This window comes from Bradyrhizobium sediminis, from assembly GCF_018736085.1.
Taxonomy (GTDB): Bacteria; Pseudomonadota; Alphaproteobacteria; order Rhizobiales; family Xanthobacteraceae; genus Bradyrhizobium; species Bradyrhizobium sediminis.
In genome coordinates this window covers 4150101-4169475 of sequence record NZ_CP076134.1, presented here as the reverse complement: position 1 = coordinate 4169475, position 19375 = coordinate 4150101, and the positions used below count along the sequence as shown (strand labels likewise).

Sequence of the window (19375 nt, the reverse complement as noted above, 5' to 3'; positions counted from 1 at the left end):
GTGACCGCGCGCGTGGCGCATTTCGCCAGTCTACACTCAGCCCTTGCGCATTTTGCCGAGCAGGTAGTTGTCGTAATAGTTTTCCGCGATCTGCGCGTAGAAGAGCACTTCCTTCATGTACGCGTCATGGCTCTCTTTGGTCTTCTTGAACAGCGGGCTCTTCTCGGCAATTTCGTTGAGGTGATCTTGCGTGGCCTGGTAGCAGGCATCCAGGACCGGCTGCGGGAACGCGCGCAACTCCGCTCCACCGGCGATAAGGCGTTTCAGGGCGGCAGGATTGACGCTGTCATATTTCTCGATCATCCAGGCGCCCGCTGCCGCGCCGGCCTGGTTGAGGATCGTCTGGTACTGCTTGGGAAGCGCATTCCACTTCTCCTGGTTCACGATCATGTGCAGCATGGCTCCGCCTTCCCACCAGCCGGGGAAGTAGTAGTACTTCGCCACCTTGTAGAAGCCGAGCTTCTCGTCATCATAGGGACCGACGAACTCCGCGGCATCGATCGAACCCTTCTCGAGTGCTGAATATACATCGCCGCCCGCGATCTGCTGCGGCACGATGCCGAGCCTGGCGAGCACATGGCCGCCCATGCCGGCGATGCGGAACTTGAGGCCTTTGAGATCATCGACCGTCTTGATCTCCTTGCGGAACCAGCCGCCCATTTGCGTGCCGGAGTTACCGCACAGGATGGCGTGCGTCTTGAAAGGTTTCAGCGCTTCGTTGCAGAGTTCGGCGCCGCCGCCGAACGTCCACCAAGAATGCTGATGGCGATGGTTCATGCCGAACGGCGCGCCCGTGGCATAGGTGAGTGCCGGCTCCTTGCCGATGTAGAAATAGAGCGGGGTCTGCGCCATCTCGACGGCAGCGGTGCTCACGGCATCGAGGGCCTGCAAGCCGGGCACGATCTCGCCTGCCGCAAAGGTCTGAATCTGAAACTTGTTGTCTGTGGCTTCGGCCACGTATTTCGCAAAGGTCTGCGCCGTGCCGTAGATGGTCTCTAGCGACTTCGGAAAGCTCGAGGTCAGGCGCCATTTGATCTCGGGCGCCGATTGGGCGATCGCCGGCGCGGCAACCAGCGTCGTCGCGCCGGCAAGGGCGCTGCCTTTGAGGAACGTGCGGCGTTTCATGATGGGCTCACTCCCTTGGATTGCAGGTCGATTGGCGCGGGGCAGGTGCCTTGCGGGACCATTTGACCCCATCATAACGAACTCTGGGGCATGCAAGGAAGCGCTACCTTGCGTGACCTGACGGATATTTTGCGGCGGCCGACTCAGGATGCACCGACCATCCGCGCCTTCGCCGCCATTGAGCACTCAAGACGCGGATGCACGCGACAAGCGCGGGCCGCGTAGGATGGGTTGAGCGTAGCGAAACCCATCGCAATACTGTTATTAGGGGCGCGGACATGAGCCAACCTGCCGCCACTTCCGACAATGAACTTTGCGGATATTGAATCTGATGGACGAGGACAACCCGATCGACGAGATTTCACGGATCGAAGCGCGGCTCGAGGAGCTTGCCGAGGCCTCCGAGCGATGCCGAAAGATTATACTGGTTTCCAAGGCGGCAATCGCCGGCGGCGGCGCATTGCTGCTGGTTATGATGCTGGGCCTGTTCGGATCCAATCAGGTCGCCGCCATCGGATCGATTGCCGCAGTGCTGGGCGGAATCGTGGCGCTCGGATCGAACGTCAGTACGTTGCGACAGACGATGGCCGCCATCAGCGCCGCGGAGGTGCTCCGTTCGGATCTGATCGGCAGGATCGACCTTCGAGTGGTTGGTGACAGGACGATGAGACGGATTTGACGTGGCGCAACGGAAAACGTCACATCGGGCGGGACGTGCTGCGCAAGCCGAGATCTGCTTTCGAGGCAGGAACGGACATGGGTACGACGCCTGCCGATGGCTGCAAATGACCCTGAGCGGACATCGAAGGCGGGGATCACTTCTCGCGTTGAGCCCAACATACTGCCGCACTCTAAAGGTTCGCGCGAACGAACATTTAGTGTTTGTTCGGTCACATCCAAAGTTAAATACAACCGGAGGTTAATAGATGGCTATCGCCTTGGCGGTGGTGGGAACAGCGGCGGCAAGTTTCGCCGTTGATTTGCTGCGAATTCCAAAGGGCTACCGGCAAGCTCTTCGCGTAGTTATCATGATGTGAGCTGCTGCCGGTTTGATGGACACCCGGTTAAGCTAATCCCACCTTGCGCTCGAACTCAACAGGGCTGAGGTATCCGATCGTCGAATGACGTCGGGTCGCATTGTAGAACCGCTCGATGTAGTCGAACACATCTGCTCTGGCCTCGTTCCTGGTACGGTAGGTTTTGCGCTCGATGCGTTCGGTCTTTAGCGACGAGAAGAAGCTCTCCATCGCCGCGTTGTCCCAGACGTTGCCGGATCGGCTCATGCTGCAGACGATGCCGCTGTCAGCCATCAGGCGCTGGAACTGTTCGCTGGCGTATTGGCTGCCCCGATCCGAGTGATGCATCAGGGCATCCGGCTTGCCCCGGCGCCAGACGGCCATCAACAGGGCGTCCGCAACCAGCTGGGCTGTCATGCCGGCGCTCATCGACCAGCCGACCACCCGTCGCGAGAACAGGTCGATCACAGCCGACACGTAGAGCCAGCCCTCGGCGGTCCAGATGTAGGTGAAGTCGGCGATCCACTTCTGGTTCGGCCGCTCGGCCGCAAACTGACGATCGAGAAGGTTCGCCGGCACGTTCGCAACCTGGCGATCGCCTTCGTCCTTCGGCAGACGCCGGCGCCGTGGCCGCGCCCGCAAGGCCTGCAGGCGCATCAGCCGCTCGATCCGGTGAAGACCGCATTCGACGCCGTCTGCCAGCAGGTCTCGCCAGACGCGCCGTGCGCCGTAGGTCCGGTCGCTGGCAAGGAAGCTGGCCTTCACCTGCTGGCCGACCGCTTCGTCGCTTCGGGATCTGGCGCTGGGAGATCGATTCAGCCAGGCATGGAAGCCCGACCGCGACACGCCCATTGCTTCGCATAGCCATGCCACCGGCCAGATGTTCCGGTGCTTCACGATGAAGCCGAACTTCATGTCGCTTCCTTCGCGAAGTAGGCAGCGGCCTTTTTTAGGATATCCCGCTCCGCCTTCAGCTTGTTGACCTCGCGCCGCAGCCGCTCGATCTCCAGCTGCTCGGGTTTCATCTGGCCGTGGCCGGGGAAGGCCTGCACGGGATCGGAGCCGAACTCCTTGACCCATTTGCGCAGCACGTTCTCATGAATGCCCAGGTCTCGGCCGGCTTGCGCTACCGATACTCCGCGCTCCCTGACAAGCTTGACCGCCTCGACCTTGAACTCTCGACTGAATCTTCGTCTCTGCATGACCCACCTCCGGCTGTATGAAACACCCAATCTTGGTGTCCATCAAACCGGCAGCAGCTCAATGATCGGTCTGTGGTGTGCGATCAAGCTGCGCCACGCGTTTGGTTAGATCGATGGAGGGGCTACATTCGACGAGCCTAATGTGGCTCGCGCTTGCGGCTATGCGCCATGACGGTCAGTGAGCCGCTCGCGTTGGGCTCTCTCGTTGTGCTCGGTGCGCCCTTGTTGATAGCGCTCAGCCCAGTACGCCTCTTCGGTCGAAAATTGTCGTTAGAGGAAGTGATCTCGGTCTGCTGGGTAGCCTGGTCGATCTACATGGGCGCGTTCGTGGTCTACATCGGACTAAAGCTTCCGCTGGGCTTTTCGCGAGCGGCGAATGCTCCGGCGGTCGGGATGGCCGTTTGCATAGCGGTAATTGCGGTCCTTTACTTGGCTCGAATACCCACCGACTGGAGGAGCGCGGTGACGAAATCTATTCTTGGTCTCTTTACTCTCATCCTTGGGGTGGTCGGGGCTATCTATTTCTTCCACTGAGCGCCTTCGCGGGCGCCCTGCCGGCGTGACGAACGAATGTGCAGCGCGTAGCGCGTAGGATGGGTGGAGCGAAGCGATACCCATCGTGTTTCGCAAAAGCGGTGATGGGCTTCGCGAAAAGCTCAACCCATCCGAGCTAATGACCAAGAGAGGGGGCCGGGCATGGCCCTCAAACCAAGGAGAGCCGTAAATGGCCAGGAAGCTTTCTCCCATGCATCCCGGTGAAGTTCTTCGGGAAGAATTTTTGCTGCCGCTGGGGCTATCGTCCGGCGCGTTAGCAAAAGTCTGCGGCGTTCCGCGGACGCGTATTGAGCGATTGGCAAATGAAGAAACCGGCGTGACTGCAGATACAGCGTTGCGCTTGTCGAAGGCCTTTGGCACTTCGCCTGAACTCTGGTTGAATCTGCAGACCGACTACGACGTTCAGATCGCGAAACGGCAAATAGGCAATGACCTCGCGAAGATCGAACCGATTGCGACAAAGGCAGCTTAGAGAGACTCTGCCCACGCGCGATTCGGGGGGGCAAAGTACCCACCCCATTCGAGCCGCGATCCGGATGGTGGTGGGCGGCGCCCCGCAAGTGCGCCTTTGCCAACGCAACGGCGCCGCAGCTGCGACAAAACAACCCGTCGGGCAAAATTCCGCTTAACCCGTCGGGCAAATCAGATTTATCAGTTTGCCCGTCTCACCCGTCAAGAGGGGCGTATCGCGATCGTCACGAACGCGGGAGGGGATGCGGTGGACGCGGCAGCGTCAGGCGTGAAACGCAATGGCAGGGCGGGCGAAAGCCTGTGAACCATCGGCGACGCGCTGACGACGGCGCTGCTTCGTACGGCGAAGTCGTGTGGTCCTGACAGCCTCTGGGTTGGCGTCAAGTCCCGCGGAGGCGAAGCCGGCCCAACCGGGCGTCGGGCCAGCCGTCAATCCGCGGGGCGACGGTGACAAACAAATCCTGATCGCCGAGGAGAGCACAGTATAAGCCGTAAAGCCATTGCGCAGGGAATGCCGGATTGCCTCCGCTGAACCTGTATGCTCGTGTGCGTTTTCTTTCGCACAACTTTGCACACGAGACCGCGGGTGCAGCGCGCATCCGGCATTCCCTGCTCCCTCTTTTCTTTCGAGGGACAACGAAACGCAAACCTCGGGCAAAATCGTGCCGCGAGATGGCAGACGTGTATCTGCTGTCTGAATAGAATCAAAACTCCCACAGCGTCATTGCCTGCGACAAACGCGAAGCGTTTGCGCAAGGGAGCTCTTGCGACGAAGCAATCCAACTTTCATACCGGCACGGCTTTAAGAATGGATTGCTTCGCTTCGCTCGCAATGACGTGGCAACGGCGCAGCCCACCTCCAATGCGAAGTGGCCTACCCCAGCAACACCGCGTCCGCGCCGTTGACCGCTTCGGCGCTGTCCATCACCGTGCGCTCCAGCGCGCCTGCCTGCACCGTGATGTTCTCGGCAAAAAACCTTGCCAGCGTGACGTAGCGCTGCGGGTCGCCGGCGCCTTCGCCGAGATCGCGGGCGGCGAGCGCCTCATTGGCCAGCATGCAGCCGCCGAGCGTCGAACCGAACAGCCGCAGATAAGGCGTCGCGCCCGCCAGCGCCTCGTTCGGCGACGAGCTGACGCGCTCCAGGAGCCACTTGCTGGTGCGCTCCAGCGAGCCCAGCGCGTCGCGCAGTTTTATTCCCGTGGTGCCGAACGCCGGATCGTTCGAGGCTTCGACCTGTTTGACGATGCCGGAGAGTTCGTCGAGCAGGGCCCACACCGACGCGCCGCCATTGGCGGCGAGCTTGCGGGTGACCAGGTCGATCGACTGGATGCCGTTGGTGCCTTCATAGATCGCGGTGATGCGCGCATCGCGATAATGCTGCGCGGCGCCGGTTTCCTCGATGAAACCCATGCCGCCGTGGATCTGCACGCCGAGCGAGGTCACCTCGTTGCCGATGTCGGTGGAGAACGCCTTGGCGATCGGCGTCAGCAGCGCGCCGCGCGCGGTGGCCTCGCCGCGCACTTTGGCGTCGGTCGCGCGTGCGGCGATATCGAGCGCGACCGCGGTAGCGTAGCAGATGGTGCGCGCGGCGGCGGTGAGCGCGCGCATCTGCATCAGCATCCGCTTGACGTCGGGATGCACGATGATGGGGTCGGACCCGTTGCCGGCTTTGCCGGCGGCGCGGCCCTGGCGGCGTTCCTGCGCAAAGGCCAGCGCCTGCTGATAGGCGCGGTCGGCGATGCCGACGCCTTCGAGGCCGACGCCGAGCCGGGCCTGGTTCATCATGGTGAACATGCAGGCCATGCCGCGGTTTTCCTCGCCTATCAGGTAGCCGATGGCGCCGCCATGATCGCCCATGGTCATGGTGCAGGTCGGCGAGGCATGCATGCCGAGCTTGTGCTCGACGCCGCTTGGAAAGATATCGTTGCGGCTACCCAGCGAACCGTCGGCATTGACCAGGAATTTCGGGACCAGGAACAGCGAAATGCCCTTGGTGCCATCAGGTGCATCGGGCAGTCGCGCCAGCACGAAATGCACGATGTTTTCGGTCATGTCGTGGTCGCCATAGGTGATGAATATCTTGCTGCCCTTGATGCGATAGGTGCCGTCGTCGGCGCGCTCGGCGCGGGTGCGCAACGCACCGACGTCGGAGCCCGCCTGCGGCTCGGTGAGCTGCATGGTGCCGGTCCATTCGCCGGTCACCATCTTCTCCAGATAGATATTCTTCAGCTCGTCGCTGCCATGCGCATCCAGCGCCTCGATCGCGCTCAGCGTGAGCAGCGGACAGAGCCCGAACGCGATGTTCGACGCGCTCCAGATTTCGGTGCAGGCGGCGTTGATCGCCAGCGGCAGGCCCTGGCCGCCGAACGCTTCCGGGCCCGACACCGCGTTCCACCCCGCCGCAGACCAGCGCTGATAGGCATCGGGCCAGCCGGGGGCGGTGGTGACCTTGCCTGCCTCGAGCTTGATGCCGTGTTCGTCGCCGACGCGGTTGAGCGGCGCCAGCACGTCGGAGGCGAATTTGCCGGCTTCCTCCAGCACGGCGGCGGTGATGTCGCCGTCGAAATCGCCGTAATGGCCGGCTTTCACGGCGGCCGCGAGGCCGGCGCCGTGGTTGAGGGCCAGCAGCATATCGTTGATCGGCGCGCGATAGGTCATGGCGGTGTCTCGCTAGGTACGGGAACGGCAGGGCTGCCGTATTCCCACGAAAAGCGGCTTCTCTCAACTCTCCCGGGGGATGAAATCCGGACGCTAAGGCACGGCGAAGCCATGCGTTTTGGGGCCGGAATTCATCCGGCTCACCTGACGGATTACTTTATATATGGGACGGGGCGCGCCGGTTCCGATTCAGCCGGAAATTCGTCCCACAGGCTGTTGAAATGGCTCAACTCCCCCTATAGACCGGCGTGGCCTGAGGGAATCCGCGGGAGAGACCAGTCCCGTCGCGTTCCGGACAGCCTGTTGGGGCGTAGCCAAGCGGTAAGGCAGCGGATTTTGATTCCGCCATTCGGAGGTTCGATCCCTCCCGCCCCAGCCAGGCAGGCGCCCGGAGAACAAGACCTTGTTACTCGCAGAAAGGCCCGCCAATGGCGCGCGTTTGTGAATTCACTACCCCGTCTCTGGTCTCCAATTCTGCGCCTTCCCTCAGCTAAATTGCCGATAGTCTCCGGCGGATATCCAAAAACTCCCGTGCTTGGGAGACTGCGGCCGGAGACTGGGTTCGATCTGCACTGGATGACCTTGCTTGCATTCTCGCGACTCAGCCTAGACTTGGGGAGGCTGTTGCCATGACGCGGTAGGTCTTACCCTTCCATGTTTTTCGGTTTCGACTATCGGCGCCGAGGCGCGCGCGTGTCAAAAAGTCGACGCGAACGATTTGACCGCTTGTCCTAAAAATGACGACCATACGAGTCATACTGCCATGCGAATACTTGTCCTCAATGCCCATCCGGACCAAGGGAGCTTCAGTGATGCCGTAGCAGCAGCCTATGTGGAAGGGGCTGGCGAGAGGGGTCACGAGGTGAAGAGCGTCATGCTCCGTGAGCTGCAGTTCGATTTGGTGTTGCGTGGCGGTTATCACAGCAACAAACCTCTCGAACCCGATATCGCGCAACAACAAGAACTCATTAGCTGGTGCCAGCATCTTGTCGTGATATCGCCGAACTGGTGGTGGGCAGCGCCTGCCCTTCTCAAGGGCTACGTCGACCGCGTTTTCCTGCCGGAGTTCGCGATGCGCTATCACGCCCGCTTTCCCTACGTGGAACCGCTCCTGCGCGGGCGGTCGGCGCGCGTCATTTACACCCAGAACTCGCCGAGGCTCGTCGGCTGGCTTTTTCGCGGGGACCTGTTCTGGCGCTGGATCTCTCACGCGGTGCTCGGGCATTGCGGATTTCACCCCGTGAGGCGTCTTGCGATGTATAGCGCAAAGGATGCATCGGCCGCATGCAAGTCTCACTTTCTGGACTCGGCGCGAAAACTGGGGCGCGGCGGAGCGTAGAAGGTAGGTCCTCTGCCTCGCCCCGCGCATGTTTTCTGCGCACCCAAATCGTGAGACGAGTCCAGGTCCGAACAACGGGTGCGTCGGATGAGCGCCGTGACCTGCTCACCCGATGATTCGTCAGACTCTCCAGAGGGGAAATTTCGATGGGCCCTTGCTGGAAGGGATCGACTGACGACGAAGTCAGAAGGAACCGGAATGGCGCGAACACGCTCTGAGAATTATGACGGCATTCATCTCGGAATCCTGACCCAGGCGGCGGCCTTGTTTTCAGCGCAGGGATACATGCGCAGCTCGATCGCCGACCTTGCCGATGCCTGCAAGCTGTCGCGCGGCGCGCTTTATCACTATTTCGATTCCAAGGAAGCGATCCTGTTCGCGATCCTCGATGCGCACATTCGGGAAATGATTGCGCGTGTCGATGCCGCGATTGCCGAAGGCGGCCCGACACTGACGCAATTCAGGAACGTCATCCGCACCATCGTCGAGGTCAACGCCAAGTCGCCTCACGAGCAGCGCGTCCTGATTCACGATCTGTCGTTCCTGAACGAAGACGAGCAGCAAACGATCAAGAACCTCGAGCGGCAGCTCGTCGATACCGTCACCGATCTCCTGGTCAGGCTCGACGCCGAAGGCAAGATCGTCAAGCGCACCAGAAAGATCTATGCGATGGTCCTGTTCGGGATCATCAACTATACCTACACTTGGTACGACCCCAAGGGCGGCATCGGCCCCAGGGAATTCGCCGACATCGCGGTCAATCTGTTCCTGAACGGGTTTGCGCCCGGCGATGCGGTCAGGCCCGCTCCGGCCGGCCGGCGCGAGAAGGTCTAGTCCGATCGGAATAGCAGTTGGCCGCGCTTAGTCATCGACGGAGCGCTTGGTGGATTCTCCGGGTTTCGCCCGTGCCTGTTCGCGCTGATCCCGGGATCGGGATATCAAAACTATCTGTGGAGGTCCAAGACTCGAAACAAAGCAGTCGTTATCGGTCGAACATTGAAAGTTCCGACTATTGTTCAGGCGGCCGGTCTTGCGACATAAATCATCGCAGGAACGATGCCGGAGCAGCGATGTTGACCGAGAAATTCGACGCTTATGGTGAGGTGTTGCCGGATGCCGCGGGTGGTAAGTCCGAGACGGCAAAGGCGGCGTCGGCGATGCTGAGCCGCGTCGGCCAATACCTGTTCTGGCTGCTCGTCATCATTATCGTGTCTGTCCGGGTCATCTACTATCCGGCGGCGCCGGCTTTTGAAGTCGGTACCGCAACCGACGTGAAACAGGCGGTCACGCGCTAGCAGCCTGATTCAATCTTTCGTCGGGAAAAGCCGAACGATCGAGCAGCATTTTTTCAAAGGCGCGGGCCGCGGGCATGGCGACCCTGCCGGGCTGCTTCAATTGCCACAAGGTGCGTTCGATCGTCATGTCGCGCAGATCGAGCACTTTCAGGCGCCCGAGCTGCACCTGATCCTTCACCGTGACGGCCGATACGATCGCGATGCCGAGACCGGCGGCTACGACCTGCTTGATCGCCGCGGTGCTGCCGATTTCCAGGGTCCGGAGCGGTTCGATGCCGCGGGCGGCGAGGGCCTGCGTCACCACCTCGCGGGATCCTGAGCCTGGCTCGCGGACGATCAAGACTTCATTTTCCAATTGCTTGGGATCGATCGGTCCGGTCGCCGCGGAGAATGCATGGTCGGGCGCGGCGATGAGCTTCATGACGTCGGTACGCCAGGGTTCCGCGATCAGATTCCTGTCGTCGACCGGACCCTCCACCAGGCCGATGTCGATGTCCTGCGCAACCATTTGTTCGGCGATGTCGCGGGTGTTGGCGCTGATGAGATGGAGGTCGACGCCCGGATAGGCCCGGTGAAATGCGCCGAGATATCGAGGGATCATGTAGGTGGCGATCGTCGTGCTGGCGCCGATCCTCAGCGAGCCGTTGTGCAACCCCCGCACGGCGGACAGCTCTTCCTCGGCCGCGCGCTCGATCGCGAACAGCGCCTCGGCGCGCTGGGACAGCGCGAGCCCTTCCGGGGTCGGCACCACGCCCTTGGGAGAGCGATTGAGCAATCGGCAGCCGACCTGGAGCTCGAAGTCCCGAACTCCCTTGGAGATCGCGGGTTGGCTGACATTGAGTATTTCAGCAGCCTTCGAAAAGCTTCCGCTGCGAACGACGGCGGCGAACATGCGAAGCAGATGAAGGTTGAGGGACATAACCTCTTTCTATCCGGCTATTCTGAAACGATATTATCCATTCTGGCTGGCTTAGCGCATAATTCCTTCTCTTTGAAGGAATTGGCGTGCCAAATCGGATCGATTCTCCTGACGAAGTCAGGCTCCCTGCCGGAACGATCGGAAAAGCCGTCCCCTTGTTTTGGGGGATAGCGCTTTGCGCCTTGGTCACGCTTGCGGCGGTGACGATACAGGCGGTCGAAGAGAGGCTCGTTGGGCACCCCTACGTCGAAGCCATCGTGATCGCCATTCTGCTCGGCACGGCCATCCGCACACTCTGGGAACCGGGCCGCCGCTGGCGCGCCGGGATCGCCTTCAGCGCCAAGCAATTGCTGGAGGTCGCCGTCGCGCTGCTCGGAGCCTCGCTCACCTTTGCTGCGGTCGGCGCCTCGGGCTTTGCCCTGCTGGTTTCGGTCGTCGCGCTGGTGATCCTTTCGCTTGTGGTCTCCTTCGGCATCAGCCGATCGCTTGGCCTGCCGGTTCGGCTTTCGATCCTGATCGCTTGCGGCAACTCGATTTGCGGCAATTCGGCGATTGCCGCGGTCGCGCCGGCGATTGGGGCCAGCACCGACGATGTCGCCTCCTCGATTTCCTTTACCGCAGTGCTGGGCGTCATCGTGGTGCTGGGCTTGCCGCTGCTGATCCCGCTTCTGCAGCTCTCGGAAACCCAGTACGGCATTCTGGCCGGAATGGCCGTTTACGCGGTGCCGCAGGTGCTCGCGGCGACAGTCCCGGCAGGCCTCGTGAGCACGCAAGTCGGCACGCTGGTCAAATTGATACGGGTGATGATGCTCGGCCCGGTCGTCGCATGCATTGCGGTCGCAGCGCGAGGCCTCCGCGGCGATCACGCGCCGGGCGGTTCGCGGCGGAACAGCTTCTTTCAGGCTGTGCCGTGGTTCATTGTGGCGTTCTTCGTGCTGGCGACATTCCGCTCGCTGTCCTGGATGCCGGACGCGGCGGTCTTCCCGATCCAGAAGACGGCCGGCATCCTGACCGTCATGTCGATGGCGGCGCTCGGCCTCGGCGTCGACCTGCGCGTCATCGGTCGCGTCGGAGGCAAGGTCACCGCGGCGGTGACGCTGTCCTTGTTGTTTCTTCTCGTCATCAGCCTTTGCCTGGTTCGCTTCGTTGCCGCGGCCTGATGCAAAGGTTTGAAAAGGCGCAATGCTCCTCTCGCCCGGGCACGGTTTGCTGATCAACCGTGCCAATACAGTTGGGATAGATCGGCAGGTCGAGCGTTAGCGACGAGTCGGGTGAACGTTCACTTGCCTCCGCTTCCGCACTCTGGCATCTGCAGCAGGAGATCGGTAGAGGAGACGGCGTTGGCGTCGAAAGCTGTTCTTGTCACGGGGGCTGCCGGTTTCATCGGCATGCAGGTCTGCGAGCGCCTGCTTGCGCGCGGCGAAGCGGTGGTCGGCGTCGACTCGCTTACGCCTTATTACGATCCGGCCCTGAAGCGTGCCCGGCTGAATTATCTGAAGCAGCACGCGGGCTTCGGCTTCTACGAATCCGATCTCGCCGATCCCAGGGCCACCGAAGCCATCTTCGATGCCGTTAGGCCGGATCGCGTGGTGCATCTGGCCGCGCAGCCGGGCGTGCGCGCCTCGATCGACGATCCCTTCGCCTGCATTCGCGCCAACTGCGACGCCTTCGTCTGCGTGCTGGAATACAGCTGTCGTCATGAAGTCAAACACCTGGTCTATGCTTCATCGAGTTCCGTCTATGGCGCCAATCGCACTCTGCCGTATGCGACGCACCAGCCGGTCGATCATCCCGTCAGTCTCTACGCGGCCAGCAAGAAGGCGAACGAGTTGATGGCGCACACCTTTGCGCATGTTCACGGCCTGCCGGTCACGGGGCTTCGTTTCTTCACGGTCTATGGCCCCTGGGGCCGGCCCGATATGGCGGTCTATCTCTTTACGCGCGCGATCTTCGAGAACACGCCGATCCGGATTTTCAATAATGGAAACATGCGGCGCGATTTCACCTATGTGGATGATATCGCCGAAGGCGTGCTGCGCACACTCGATCGGCCGGCGGCACCCGATCCGACCTGGAATCCGGAGCGGCCGGAAGCCGCCACCAGTTCGGCGCCATACCGCGTCTACAACATCGGCAATAATCAGCCGGTCAAACTGTTGGATTTCGTCGCAACGCTCGAAGGTATCATCGGCAAGCCGGCGATCCGCGATTTTCGTCCGATGCAGGCTGGCGACGTGCTCGATACCTGTGCCGATATTTCAGCGCTAAAGCGCGATGTCGGATTTTCTCCATCAACACCGCTATCCGAGGGACTACGCCGCTTTGTCGACTGGTATCGTGGCTATCACGGCGTCTGAACAAAATGCGGGTAGCCGTGTCATGACTTGCCGCATGTCTGACCGCCATTCTGCAATGGCTACCTGCGCCTGAGCCTCAAAACGGGTTGGTGACGATGCCGCCGTCGACGCGCAGTGCGGCGCCGTTGGTCGCGCTTGACGCCTTCGAGCAGACGTAGCAGATCAGGTTGGCCACTTCTTCCGGCGTGGCGTAGCGCTGCAGCAGCGACGCCGGCCGCCGTTCGGTGAAGGTTCTGGCGGCGAGATCGTCGATGGTGGTTCCCATGCCCTCGGCGCGCGCGGCAAGGCGGACCGGCGCCATCTCGACCCAGGTCGGGCCGGGCAATACCGAGTTGACCGTGATGTTGGTGGCCTTGGTCTGCTCGGCGGCGCCGCGCGCGACATAGAGCTGGGCAGCTTTCGAGAAGCCGTAATGAATCATCTCCTTCGGCACGAATATCGCGGATTCAGAGGAGACGAACACGACACGGCCCCAGTCCTTGTGTTCCAGCATGCGCTTCAGGTAGTGCCGGGTCAGCCGCACGCCGCTCATGACGTTGACTTCGAACATCCTGGTCCAGGCGTCGTCCTCGATGTCGAAAAACGCGCCCGGCTCGTAGATGCCGAGATTGTTGACGAGAATGTCGACTTCCGGAAATTGCGCTGTCAGCCCGGCGCAGCCCGCGGCGCCGCCGAGATCGAACGCCGCCGCATGCGCCTTGGCGGCCGGCGCCGCCTGCTTGATTTTGGCCATTGCCCCCACAACCGAGGCGGCTTCGCGCCCATTGATGATGACTTCCGCCCCCATCTGCGCGAGCCCCGTGGCCGTGGCGAGCCCGATGCCGCGCGTCGATCCCGTGACCAGCGCGAGCTTCCCGGTGAGGTCGAGGTTCATGGTTGATACGTCCTTTCAGGCGATGGAGCTGGACGGCAATTTGGGAGCCGGTAGGCCTATTTCGACAGGGTTCAGAGGCAATTTGTTCAGGGGCAGGGACGGTGTTGACCAGGATCAAGGTCGGCCATGATGCCATTCTAGACTTATAAAATGCAGGACGACAATCTTTGGCAGCAGCGGCGAACGGTCCGCGTCCGGCTACCTTGCCGTCTCGTACATGCCTGAAGGATTCTATTACGACCCGGACGGCCGCCATTTCATCTTCAAGACCATCGATCCCGGTTGCAACGAGGCGCATTGCCGGCGCTATTTCATCGGTCCAAGCGGTTACTGCGCGAACTACAAGCTCTCCGCCAAGCCCGGCGTGCCAACCGCGCCGATGGGTAAAATACTTGCTGGCCCACGGTCAGTGTAGCGACGCGGCCGTTCGCACCGAAGTCGGGATTACCGAAGGGGCCGCCGCCGGGTGAAATATTGACGAGCTGCAGCTTGTTGCCGGGACATGCGATCGCGAAGCAGAAGTCGCGCTGGTCGTATTGCATGACGAAAATCTGAGCGCCGCCGGAAGTGCGGGCCTGTTCCAGGCCGGCGCAGCGACGGCCTTGCCGCCGATGGCGCAGGCGAGGACGACGAGAAGGGCTCCCGCTCCTCGACGAAGACAGGGCACTATCAATTGCACCCCATGCGCCGTTCGATCCGGGTGATCTCGGCGATGCGGGCGCGGATTTCTCGCGGCAGCGGCACGCTGGCCTCGATGTCATAGATGCAGCCACCATTGCCGAAATAGGAAATCGCCCTCGATGTCTTGAAGCAATAGCCGGCTTCCTTGTAGTAGGAATTGCGCTCGACCCACAGCTCCTGACAGCTCTGGGCGCTTGCAGCCGAGATAGTGCCGACGCCGGAAGCCGCAACAACCAGTGCGGCAATCATGCACCGCTGAGTCCTGATCTTCATGGCAGTCGCCTCTTTCTGTAACAGATGATGCGTTCATTTACGGGGCGATCGCAAGGACCGCCTTGCGCTGAATCAATGAGGCAACCTGGCGCGGCCGATCCGTCCGCCAACGATCAGGTTGCGGTTGGGCCGGATTGGTCGACCTGGTCCAGCGCAAGGAGGAGCGATGCGACGCGGTTGGCGGAGGCGGCCCAATCCGCAATGCGCGTATAGTTGTCTGTGAACCAGTTGCATGCGCCCTGTACCACGACAAAGGCTGCAGCCGCCTGAACGACCTCGCCGAGCAGCATCGTTCCGGCGACATATTTCGGCATGCAGAGCAGCAAGCCGACAACCGGTGCCAGCAGTGAATTCGAGTGCGTGACCACGGTGAGGCGCATCAGTTGCCAGCAATATTCCAGCCATATGTCGATCACCGCCTGCAGCGCCGCGCCGACGGCGCGAAGCCCGTCTTTCGTCTCATCCGGCAACGCCTTGCCTTCGCCGCTCTCGCGGATATGGGTTCCAATTGCCCTCAGCTCCGCTTCTGTCCGCTTGTTTTCCTCCAGCACATGCGTCAAGCGGCGGCCGATCAGCATCATCGCACCCGCGACGAGTATCGAGTAGACGATGACCGCAATGACGAGGTAGCCGGGAATTTCGATGCCGAACCCGTCAATGGCCAGATTGCCTCCTACCGTCCAGAGAATGCCGATAAAGGTGATTCCGGTGATGAGCGAGGAGAACAGTCCGAGCACGAGGTCGACGGGCAGATCGGTTGCGACCCTGGCGTCCTCGGCGATGCGATATTCCGGAGCCTGGTGCTCGCCCGGCATGAACCGCAGTCGGGCATAGCGGTCCTTTTCCAGCCAATAGTCGTAGAGGCGGTGGCTCAGCCATTCCCGCCATTTCCGTTGCAGGGTCATGCGGCCCCAGACCGAGAACACCGCGAGCGCCAGGCTGGCCGCGGCCAGCGGCGCGAACCGCAAGGCCTGCCTCAACAGCTCGGCGCCATCCTTCCGTTCCACCGCATTGAAGAAATCGCGGTTCCAGAAATTCAGCGAGTACTGGGTCAACAGTTGCAGCAGCACGATTGCGATCAGCAGCACCGTCAGCAGCCAGGCCCACGGCGCCGACGCGCCGCTCCAGAAGCCGCGCGCGCTTCGCCAGAAGCGGGAAAGCAGGCGCTCTTCGCTGGGCGCTATGTAGCTGACGTCGTTCATGGGGTAATCGGCCTTACCGTCACTTCCGCAGCCAGCCGATGCATGTCCTCCGGCTTGCACAGTTCCGTCCCGGGACTGAGCAGCGCGGCCGAACCGCCGGCCACCCCGAAGCGCAGCGCGTTTTCCAGACTGCCATCGTTGACCAGGCTCCAGACCATGGCCCCCAGAAAGCTGTCGCCGGCGCCGGACACGCTGACCGGTTTAATCGGAAGACCGTTGGCGCGCATCGCCAGATCACGGGTGATGAGAAGGGCGCCGTCCGGCCCCAGAGAGAGCGCAATCACCTCGACCTGGCCGAGAGCGATCAGGCGCTGCCCGGCCTCGATCAGCGCGGCATCGTCGGAAGCGGCGATCCCGGTCAGATCCTGAAACTCGTGAAGGTTGGGCTTGATCAGATAGACTCCCTGTTGCAGGGCCGCCTTCAGGAGCGGGCCGGAAGTATCCACGATGACCTTGCTGTGCGCCTTCGAGGCCTGCGCGACCCGGCCGTAGAAATCATCCGGCACGCCGGCAGGCAGGCTGCCGCTGGCGATGACGAAGGCCGGCGGCGGCTTGATGCGGGCGAGCGATGCCAGGCATTCCTTCCACTCGAGATCGTTGAGCGGCGCTCCCGGGAACACCAGGCGATATTGCTCGCGGGTGGCCTCGTCGAAAATCGTGAGATCCTCACGCGTCTCATTCTCCGCCGGGATCAGGACGCTCCGCACACTCTCGCGTTCAACCAGGGTGCCCAGCAGTTTTCCGGTGGCGCCGCCGGCCGGGTAGATGGCCGAGACCTCGATGCCCAACCGCTTGAGAACCCGGGCGACGTTGATGCCGCCGCCGCCGGGATCGCGCTGGGCCTGCGCGCAGCGCATCTTGGTGAAAGGCACCATTTTCTTCACCGACGTCGAGACGTCGACGGCGGGATTGATGGTGAGGGTAACGATTCCTGTCGATGGGATTTCAGCCAATGCCTTCGACCTCCGCCAATGCACGCAGGCCGGTGAATGCGGCATCCTCATCCAGAATGAGCCAGGCCGGTATCGGTTCGAGATAGCCGCGAAGCCGGCCCTTGGCCTCGAAGCGCGCGCGAAACTGCGAGCGGGCAAGATAATCAGGCATGTGACGCAAGATGCCTCCGGCGATGAATATTCCCCCCCTTGCACCTAACGTCAGCGCGAGATTGCCGGCAACCGTCCCGAGCATCGCGCAGAACATGTCGACGGCGGCGCGGCTGGTCGCGCAGGTCCCTTCGATGCCGGCCCGGGTGATCTCGGCGGCGCGGCGCCTCGGCAGCGCGATGTTGTCCAGCGCAGCCAGCGCCTCGTGGAGATCTTCCAGGCCATGCCCGGAGAGGACGTGTTCGGCCGAGACATGGCCCGATCGCTGCCGCAGCCAGGCGATGACGGCGTCCTCGCGCGGCGAGTTCGCGGCCATGGTCGAATGGCCGCCCTCGCTCGAAAGCACGAGGTGCCCGGTGGCGTGCGGTATGGTGACGGCCATGCCGAGGCCGGTGCCGGGGCCGAGCGCCGCCAGTGGCACACCTGCGAGCGGTTGCCGGCCGCCCAGCGGGCGCAGTTGTTCCGGGGGAAGGTGGGGCAGGGCCCACGCCACGGCCTCGAAATCATTGAGCAGGCGCACGCTTGAAAATCCGTAAGCCGCGCGCAACTCGGCGGCGTCGACCACCCAGGAATTGTTGGTGAGAGCGCAGTGCCCGTTCCGGACCACGCCGGCAGCGGCAAGAATGGCGGCGCTGATCGTATCACGTTGCGGCAAACCGCCGAGATACGCGTCGAGCGCCTCGCGGAAGCTGCCGTACTTGCTGACCGCCATATGGGCAATCATGCCGATCGTTCCTTCGGCCAGCAGCGCGAAGCGCGCATTGGTCCCGCCGATGTCGGCCAATAACACCCCTTGGCCGGTGAGTGTGGAGGCCGCTTTCATCGTCGCCGCACCGTCCTGATCAGATCCGCGTACCAGTGGAACGATGATTTTGGAATGCGCCGCTGCGAACCATAATCGACGTAGGTGATTCCGAATCGTTCGTCGTACCCCGACATCCATTCGAAATTGTCGAGCAGCGACCAGACGAAATAACCCCTCACATCGACGCCTGCGGCGGCGGTATCATTCATCGCCCCGATATAGCGGCGCAGAAATGCGACCCGGTCCGGATCGACGACGGCTCCCGTCTCGTTAGGCTTGTCGAAATTGCCCAGCCCGTTTTCAAGAACATAGATCGGCAGGCGATAGCTCTCATGAGCGAGGCGCAGCGTCTCGCCGAAGGCTTCGGGATCGATCGGCCATCCGATCGGCGTCAGCGGAACGCCGGCCGGCTTGTCGCCGAAGTCGTAGCCCAGCATCGCGGTGGAGTCTGCCTTGGTGTAGACCGGGCTGTAATGATTGAGGCCGAACCAGTCGACGGGGCGGCAAATACGCTTGAGATCGCCCGTTTGCATATGCGGCTCGATCGCAGGCCGCATCGCCGGCGGATACTCGCCGCGGCATTGCACATCGGGGAAGGCGTGGTTCCAGTAGAGATCGAGGCGCGCCGCCGCGGCCGCATCGGCTTCGCTCGCGCTGGAAGGCCAGCACGGCTGAAGATTGTGAATGCACCCGATGGAGGCGCCGGGAACCTCGCGCAGCACGTCCACCGCTGCGCCATGGGCGAGGTTGACGTGATGCGTCGCCCGGTAAAGCGCGTCCTCACTGCTGCGGTCGCCCTTGCCCAGCGAGCGGCTGAACAGATTGAAGATCGACGGTTCGTTGAACGTCGCAAAGCGCTTGACGCGATCCCCGAGACGCGCGGCGATCAGCGCCGCGTAGTCGGCAAACCACTTTACCGCCTCCCGGTTCTGCCAGCCGCCAAGATCCTCCAGCGCCTGCGGCAGGTCCCAGTGATAGAGGCACAGCCACGGCTCGATGCCGGCGGCGTGGAGTTCGTCAATCAGCCGTTCGTAGAAGGCGAGGCCCGGCTCGTTGACCGGCCCTCGGCCCTGCGGCAGCACGCGCGGCCAGGCTACCGAAAACCGGTAGGCCTGAACGCCCAGACGCTGCATCAGCGCAACATCCTCCCGGTAGCGATGGTAGTGGTCGCAGGCGACATCGCCGGTGTCGCGATTCCTGATTTCTCCGTTTTGGCAGTAGACGTCCCAGATGCTCAGCCCGCGCCCGTCTTCTTTCGTGGCGCCCTCGATCTGGAAGCTCGAGGTGGAGACCCCCCAGACGAAATCCGGACGCAAGCTGGCTGTGGAAGGCAGGTCCGCTACCGGCGTAGGGTGGCTCGCTTGATCGCCGGTTGAATTTTCGTTCGAATTCACTGCTAACCCTTCCCTCCAGGCAGAGTGCGTGGCCTGGCAGCATTAGGCAGGCCGACGTCCGGACGATCTTGAGCTATATCAAGCGCTTTCGGGCTGCCGATGCGA

Annotated in this window: 19 protein-coding genes and 1 tRNA gene; 10 read left to right on the top strand and 10 right to left on the bottom strand. The window is 62.1% G+C overall.

Annotated elements, in window-relative coordinates:
- Positions 1–36: 36 nt before the first annotated feature.
- Positions 37–1125, bottom strand: a complete 1089-nt coding sequence (locus KMZ29_RS19990) for a TRAP transporter substrate-binding protein (protein WP_215624340.1) — start codon at positions 1123–1125, stop codon at positions 37–39.
- A gap of 331 nt (positions 1126–1456) precedes the next feature.
- On the opposite strand from KMZ29_RS19990, the gene KMZ29_RS19985 reads away from it, so the two are divergent.
- Positions 1457–1804, top strand: a complete 348-nt coding sequence (locus tag KMZ29_RS19985; RefSeq protein WP_215620840.1) for a hypothetical protein — start codon at positions 1457–1459, stop codon at positions 1802–1804.
- 385 nt (positions 1805–2189) lie between these two features.
- Here the strand turns inward: KMZ29_RS19985 and KMZ29_RS19980 are convergent.
- Positions 2190–3343, bottom strand: a protein-coding gene (locus KMZ29_RS19980) for an IS3 family transposase (protein ID WP_215620300.1) whose coding sequence is annotated in 2 segments (ribosomal slippage) — positions 2190–3094 and positions 3094–3343 — 1155 coding nt in all. Because the reading frame shifts where the segments join, the coding sequence is not laid out codon by codon here.
- Between the two features lie 168 nt (positions 3344–3511).
- Here KMZ29_RS19980 and KMZ29_RS19975 point away from each other — a divergent pair.
- Positions 3512–3877, top strand: coding sequence for a hypothetical protein (locus tag KMZ29_RS19975; protein ID WP_215620839.1), 366 nt, complete (start codon positions 3512–3514; stop codon positions 3875–3877).
- A 190-nt stretch (positions 3878–4067) separates the two neighbouring features.
- Positions 4068–4370, top strand: coding sequence for a HigA family addiction module antitoxin (locus KMZ29_RS19970; protein ID WP_215620838.1), 303 nt, complete (start codon positions 4068–4070; stop codon positions 4368–4370).
- An 873-nt stretch (positions 4371–5243) separates the two neighbouring features.
- Here the strand turns inward: KMZ29_RS19970 and KMZ29_RS19965 are convergent.
- The gene (locus KMZ29_RS19965) at positions 5244–7028 is read right to left on the bottom strand and encodes an acyl-CoA dehydrogenase family protein (protein WP_215620837.1); all 1785 of its coding nucleotides are present in this window, start codon (positions 7026–7028) and stop codon (positions 5244–5246) included.
- A gap of 304 nt (positions 7029–7332) precedes the next feature.
- On the opposite strand from KMZ29_RS19965, the gene KMZ29_RS19960 reads away from it, so the two are divergent.
- The 4 genes from KMZ29_RS19960 to KMZ29_RS19945 all read left to right on the top strand — a co-directional run bounded on the left by KMZ29_RS19960 (position 7333) and on the right by KMZ29_RS19945 (position 9662).
- Positions 7333–7407, top strand: a tRNA-Gln gene (locus KMZ29_RS19960).
- A gap of 384 nt (positions 7408–7791) precedes the next feature.
- Positions 7792–8367, top strand: coding sequence for an NAD(P)H-dependent oxidoreductase (locus KMZ29_RS19955; RefSeq protein WP_215620836.1), 576 nt, complete (start codon positions 7792–7794; stop codon positions 8365–8367).
- A gap of 198 nt (positions 8368–8565) precedes the next feature.
- Positions 8566–9201 carry a TetR/AcrR family transcriptional regulator gene (locus KMZ29_RS19950; RefSeq protein WP_215620835.1) on the top strand — a complete coding sequence of 212 codons (636 nt, stop codon included), beginning with the start codon at positions 8566–8568 and terminating at the stop codon, positions 9199–9201.
- Positions 9202–9437: 236 nt separating this feature from the next.
- Entirely contained in the window at positions 9438–9662 is a 225-nt protein-coding gene (locus KMZ29_RS19945) for a hypothetical protein (protein WP_215620834.1), read from the top strand.
- Here the strand turns inward: KMZ29_RS19945 and KMZ29_RS19940 are convergent.
- The gene (locus KMZ29_RS19940) at positions 9652–10581 is read right to left on the bottom strand and encodes a LysR substrate-binding domain-containing protein (RefSeq protein ID WP_215620833.1); all 930 of its coding nucleotides are present in this window, start codon (positions 10579–10581) and stop codon (positions 9652–9654) included. The genes KMZ29_RS19945 and KMZ29_RS19940 overlap by 11 nt on opposite strands.
- Before the next feature lie 86 nt (positions 10582–10667).
- On the opposite strand from KMZ29_RS19940, the gene KMZ29_RS19935 reads away from it, so the two are divergent.
- Together KMZ29_RS19935 and KMZ29_RS19930 are read left to right on the top strand one after the other, a co-directional pair.
- Positions 10668–11741 (top strand): YeiH family protein, encoded by a 1074-nt coding sequence (locus tag KMZ29_RS19935; RefSeq protein ID WP_215620832.1) that lies wholly within the window; start codon positions 10668–10670, stop codon positions 11739–11741.
- A 228-nt stretch (positions 11742–11969) separates the two neighbouring features.
- The gene (locus KMZ29_RS19930; protein ID WP_305855113.1) at positions 11970–12938 is read left to right on the top strand and encodes an NAD-dependent epimerase/dehydratase family protein; all 969 of its coding nucleotides are present in this window, start codon (positions 11970–11972) and stop codon (positions 12936–12938) included.
- A 76-nt stretch (positions 12939–13014) separates the two neighbouring features.
- On the opposite strand, the gene KMZ29_RS19925 is transcribed toward KMZ29_RS19930, so the two are convergent.
- Positions 13015–13812 (bottom strand): SDR family NAD(P)-dependent oxidoreductase, encoded by a 798-nt coding sequence (locus KMZ29_RS19925; protein WP_215620830.1) that lies wholly within the window; start codon positions 13810–13812, stop codon positions 13015–13017.
- A 217-nt stretch (positions 13813–14029) separates the two neighbouring features.
- Here KMZ29_RS19925 and KMZ29_RS19920 point away from each other — a divergent pair, with 217 nt between their 5' ends.
- A complete protein-coding gene (locus KMZ29_RS19920) occupies positions 14030–14227 on the top strand; it encodes a hypothetical protein (RefSeq protein ID WP_215620829.1) in 198 nt (65 codons plus the stop codon).
- A 254-nt stretch (positions 14228–14481) separates the two neighbouring features.
- Here KMZ29_RS19920 and KMZ29_RS19915 read toward each other — a convergent pair whose 3' ends face one another.
- The 5 genes from KMZ29_RS19915 to KMZ29_RS19895 all read right to left on the bottom strand — a co-directional run bounded on the left by KMZ29_RS19915 (position 14482) and on the right by KMZ29_RS19895 (position 19270).
- Positions 14482–14766, bottom strand: a complete 285-nt coding sequence (locus KMZ29_RS19915) for a YARHG domain-containing protein (protein ID WP_369810036.1) — start codon at positions 14764–14766, stop codon at positions 14482–14484.
- 113 nt (positions 14767–14879) lie between these two features.
- A complete protein-coding gene (locus KMZ29_RS19910) occupies positions 14880–15968 on the bottom strand; it encodes an SbmA/BacA-like family transporter (protein ID WP_215620828.1) in 1089 nt (362 codons plus the stop codon).
- On the bottom strand, positions 15965–16921 hold the full coding sequence (locus KMZ29_RS19905; RefSeq protein ID WP_249779737.1) for a 1-phosphofructokinase family hexose kinase: 957 nt from the start codon (positions 16919–16921) through the stop codon (positions 15965–15967). Before KMZ29_RS19905 ends, KMZ29_RS19910 begins: the two co-directional genes overlap by 4 nt.
- On the bottom strand, positions 16914–17894 hold the full coding sequence (gene glk / locus KMZ29_RS19900) for a glucokinase (protein WP_215620826.1): 981 nt from the start codon (positions 17892–17894) through the stop codon (positions 16914–16916). Before glk ends, KMZ29_RS19905 begins: the two co-directional genes overlap by 8 nt.
- Complete coding sequence (locus tag KMZ29_RS19895) at positions 17891–19270, bottom strand: GH1 family beta-glucosidase (RefSeq protein ID WP_215620825.1); 1380 nt, start codon at positions 19268–19270, stop codon at positions 17891–17893. The genes glk and KMZ29_RS19895 overlap by 4 nt, the downstream gene beginning before the upstream one ends.
- Positions 19271–19375: the final 105 nt, after the last annotated feature.

Coding starts and splice junctions, on each gene's coding strand:
- KMZ29_RS19990 (WP_215624340.1), bottom strand. CDS start 1,125: ATGAAACGCCGCACGTTCCTCAAAGGCAGCGCCCTTGCCGGCGCGACG.
- KMZ29_RS19985 (WP_215620840.1), top strand. CDS start 1,457: ATGGACGAGGACAACCCGATCGACGAGATTTCACGGATCGAAGCGCGG.
- KMZ29_RS19975 (WP_215620839.1), top strand. CDS start 3,512: ATGACGGTCAGTGAGCCGCTCGCGTTGGGCTCTCTCGTTGTGCTCGGT.
- KMZ29_RS19970 (WP_215620838.1), top strand. CDS start 4,068: ATGGCCAGGAAGCTTTCTCCCATGCATCCCGGTGAAGTTCTTCGGGAA.
- KMZ29_RS19965 (WP_215620837.1), bottom strand. CDS start 7,028: ATGACCTATCGCGCGCCGATCAACGATATGCTGCTGGCCCTCAACCAC.
- KMZ29_RS19955 (WP_215620836.1), top strand. CDS start 7,792: ATGCGAATACTTGTCCTCAATGCCCATCCGGACCAAGGGAGCTTCAGT.
- KMZ29_RS19950 (WP_215620835.1), top strand. CDS start 8,566: ATGGCGCGAACACGCTCTGAGAATTATGACGGCATTCATCTCGGAATC.
- KMZ29_RS19945 (WP_215620834.1), top strand. CDS start 9,438: ATGTTGACCGAGAAATTCGACGCTTATGGTGAGGTGTTGCCGGATGCC.
- KMZ29_RS19940 (WP_215620833.1), bottom strand. CDS start 10,581: ATGTCCCTCAACCTTCATCTGCTTCGCATGTTCGCCGCCGTCGTTCGC.
- KMZ29_RS19930 (WP_305855113.1), top strand. CDS start 11,970: ATGCAGGTCTGCGAGCGCCTGCTTGCGCGCGGCGAAGCGGTGGTCGGC.
- KMZ29_RS19925 (WP_215620830.1), bottom strand. CDS start 13,812: ATGAACCTCGACCTCACCGGGAAGCTCGCGCTGGTCACGGGATCGACG.
- KMZ29_RS19920 (WP_215620829.1), top strand. CDS start 14,030: ATGCCTGAAGGATTCTATTACGACCCGGACGGCCGCCATTTCATCTTC.
- KMZ29_RS19915 (WP_369810036.1), bottom strand. CDS start 14,766: ATGAAGATCAGGACTCAGCGGTGCATGATTGCCGCACTGGTTGTTGCG.
- KMZ29_RS19910 (WP_215620828.1), bottom strand. CDS start 15,968: ATGAACGACGTCAGCTACATAGCGCCCAGCGAAGAGCGCCTGCTTTCC.
- glk (WP_215620826.1), bottom strand. CDS start 17,894: ATGAAAGCGGCCTCCACACTCACCGGCCAAGGGGTGTTATTGGCCGAC.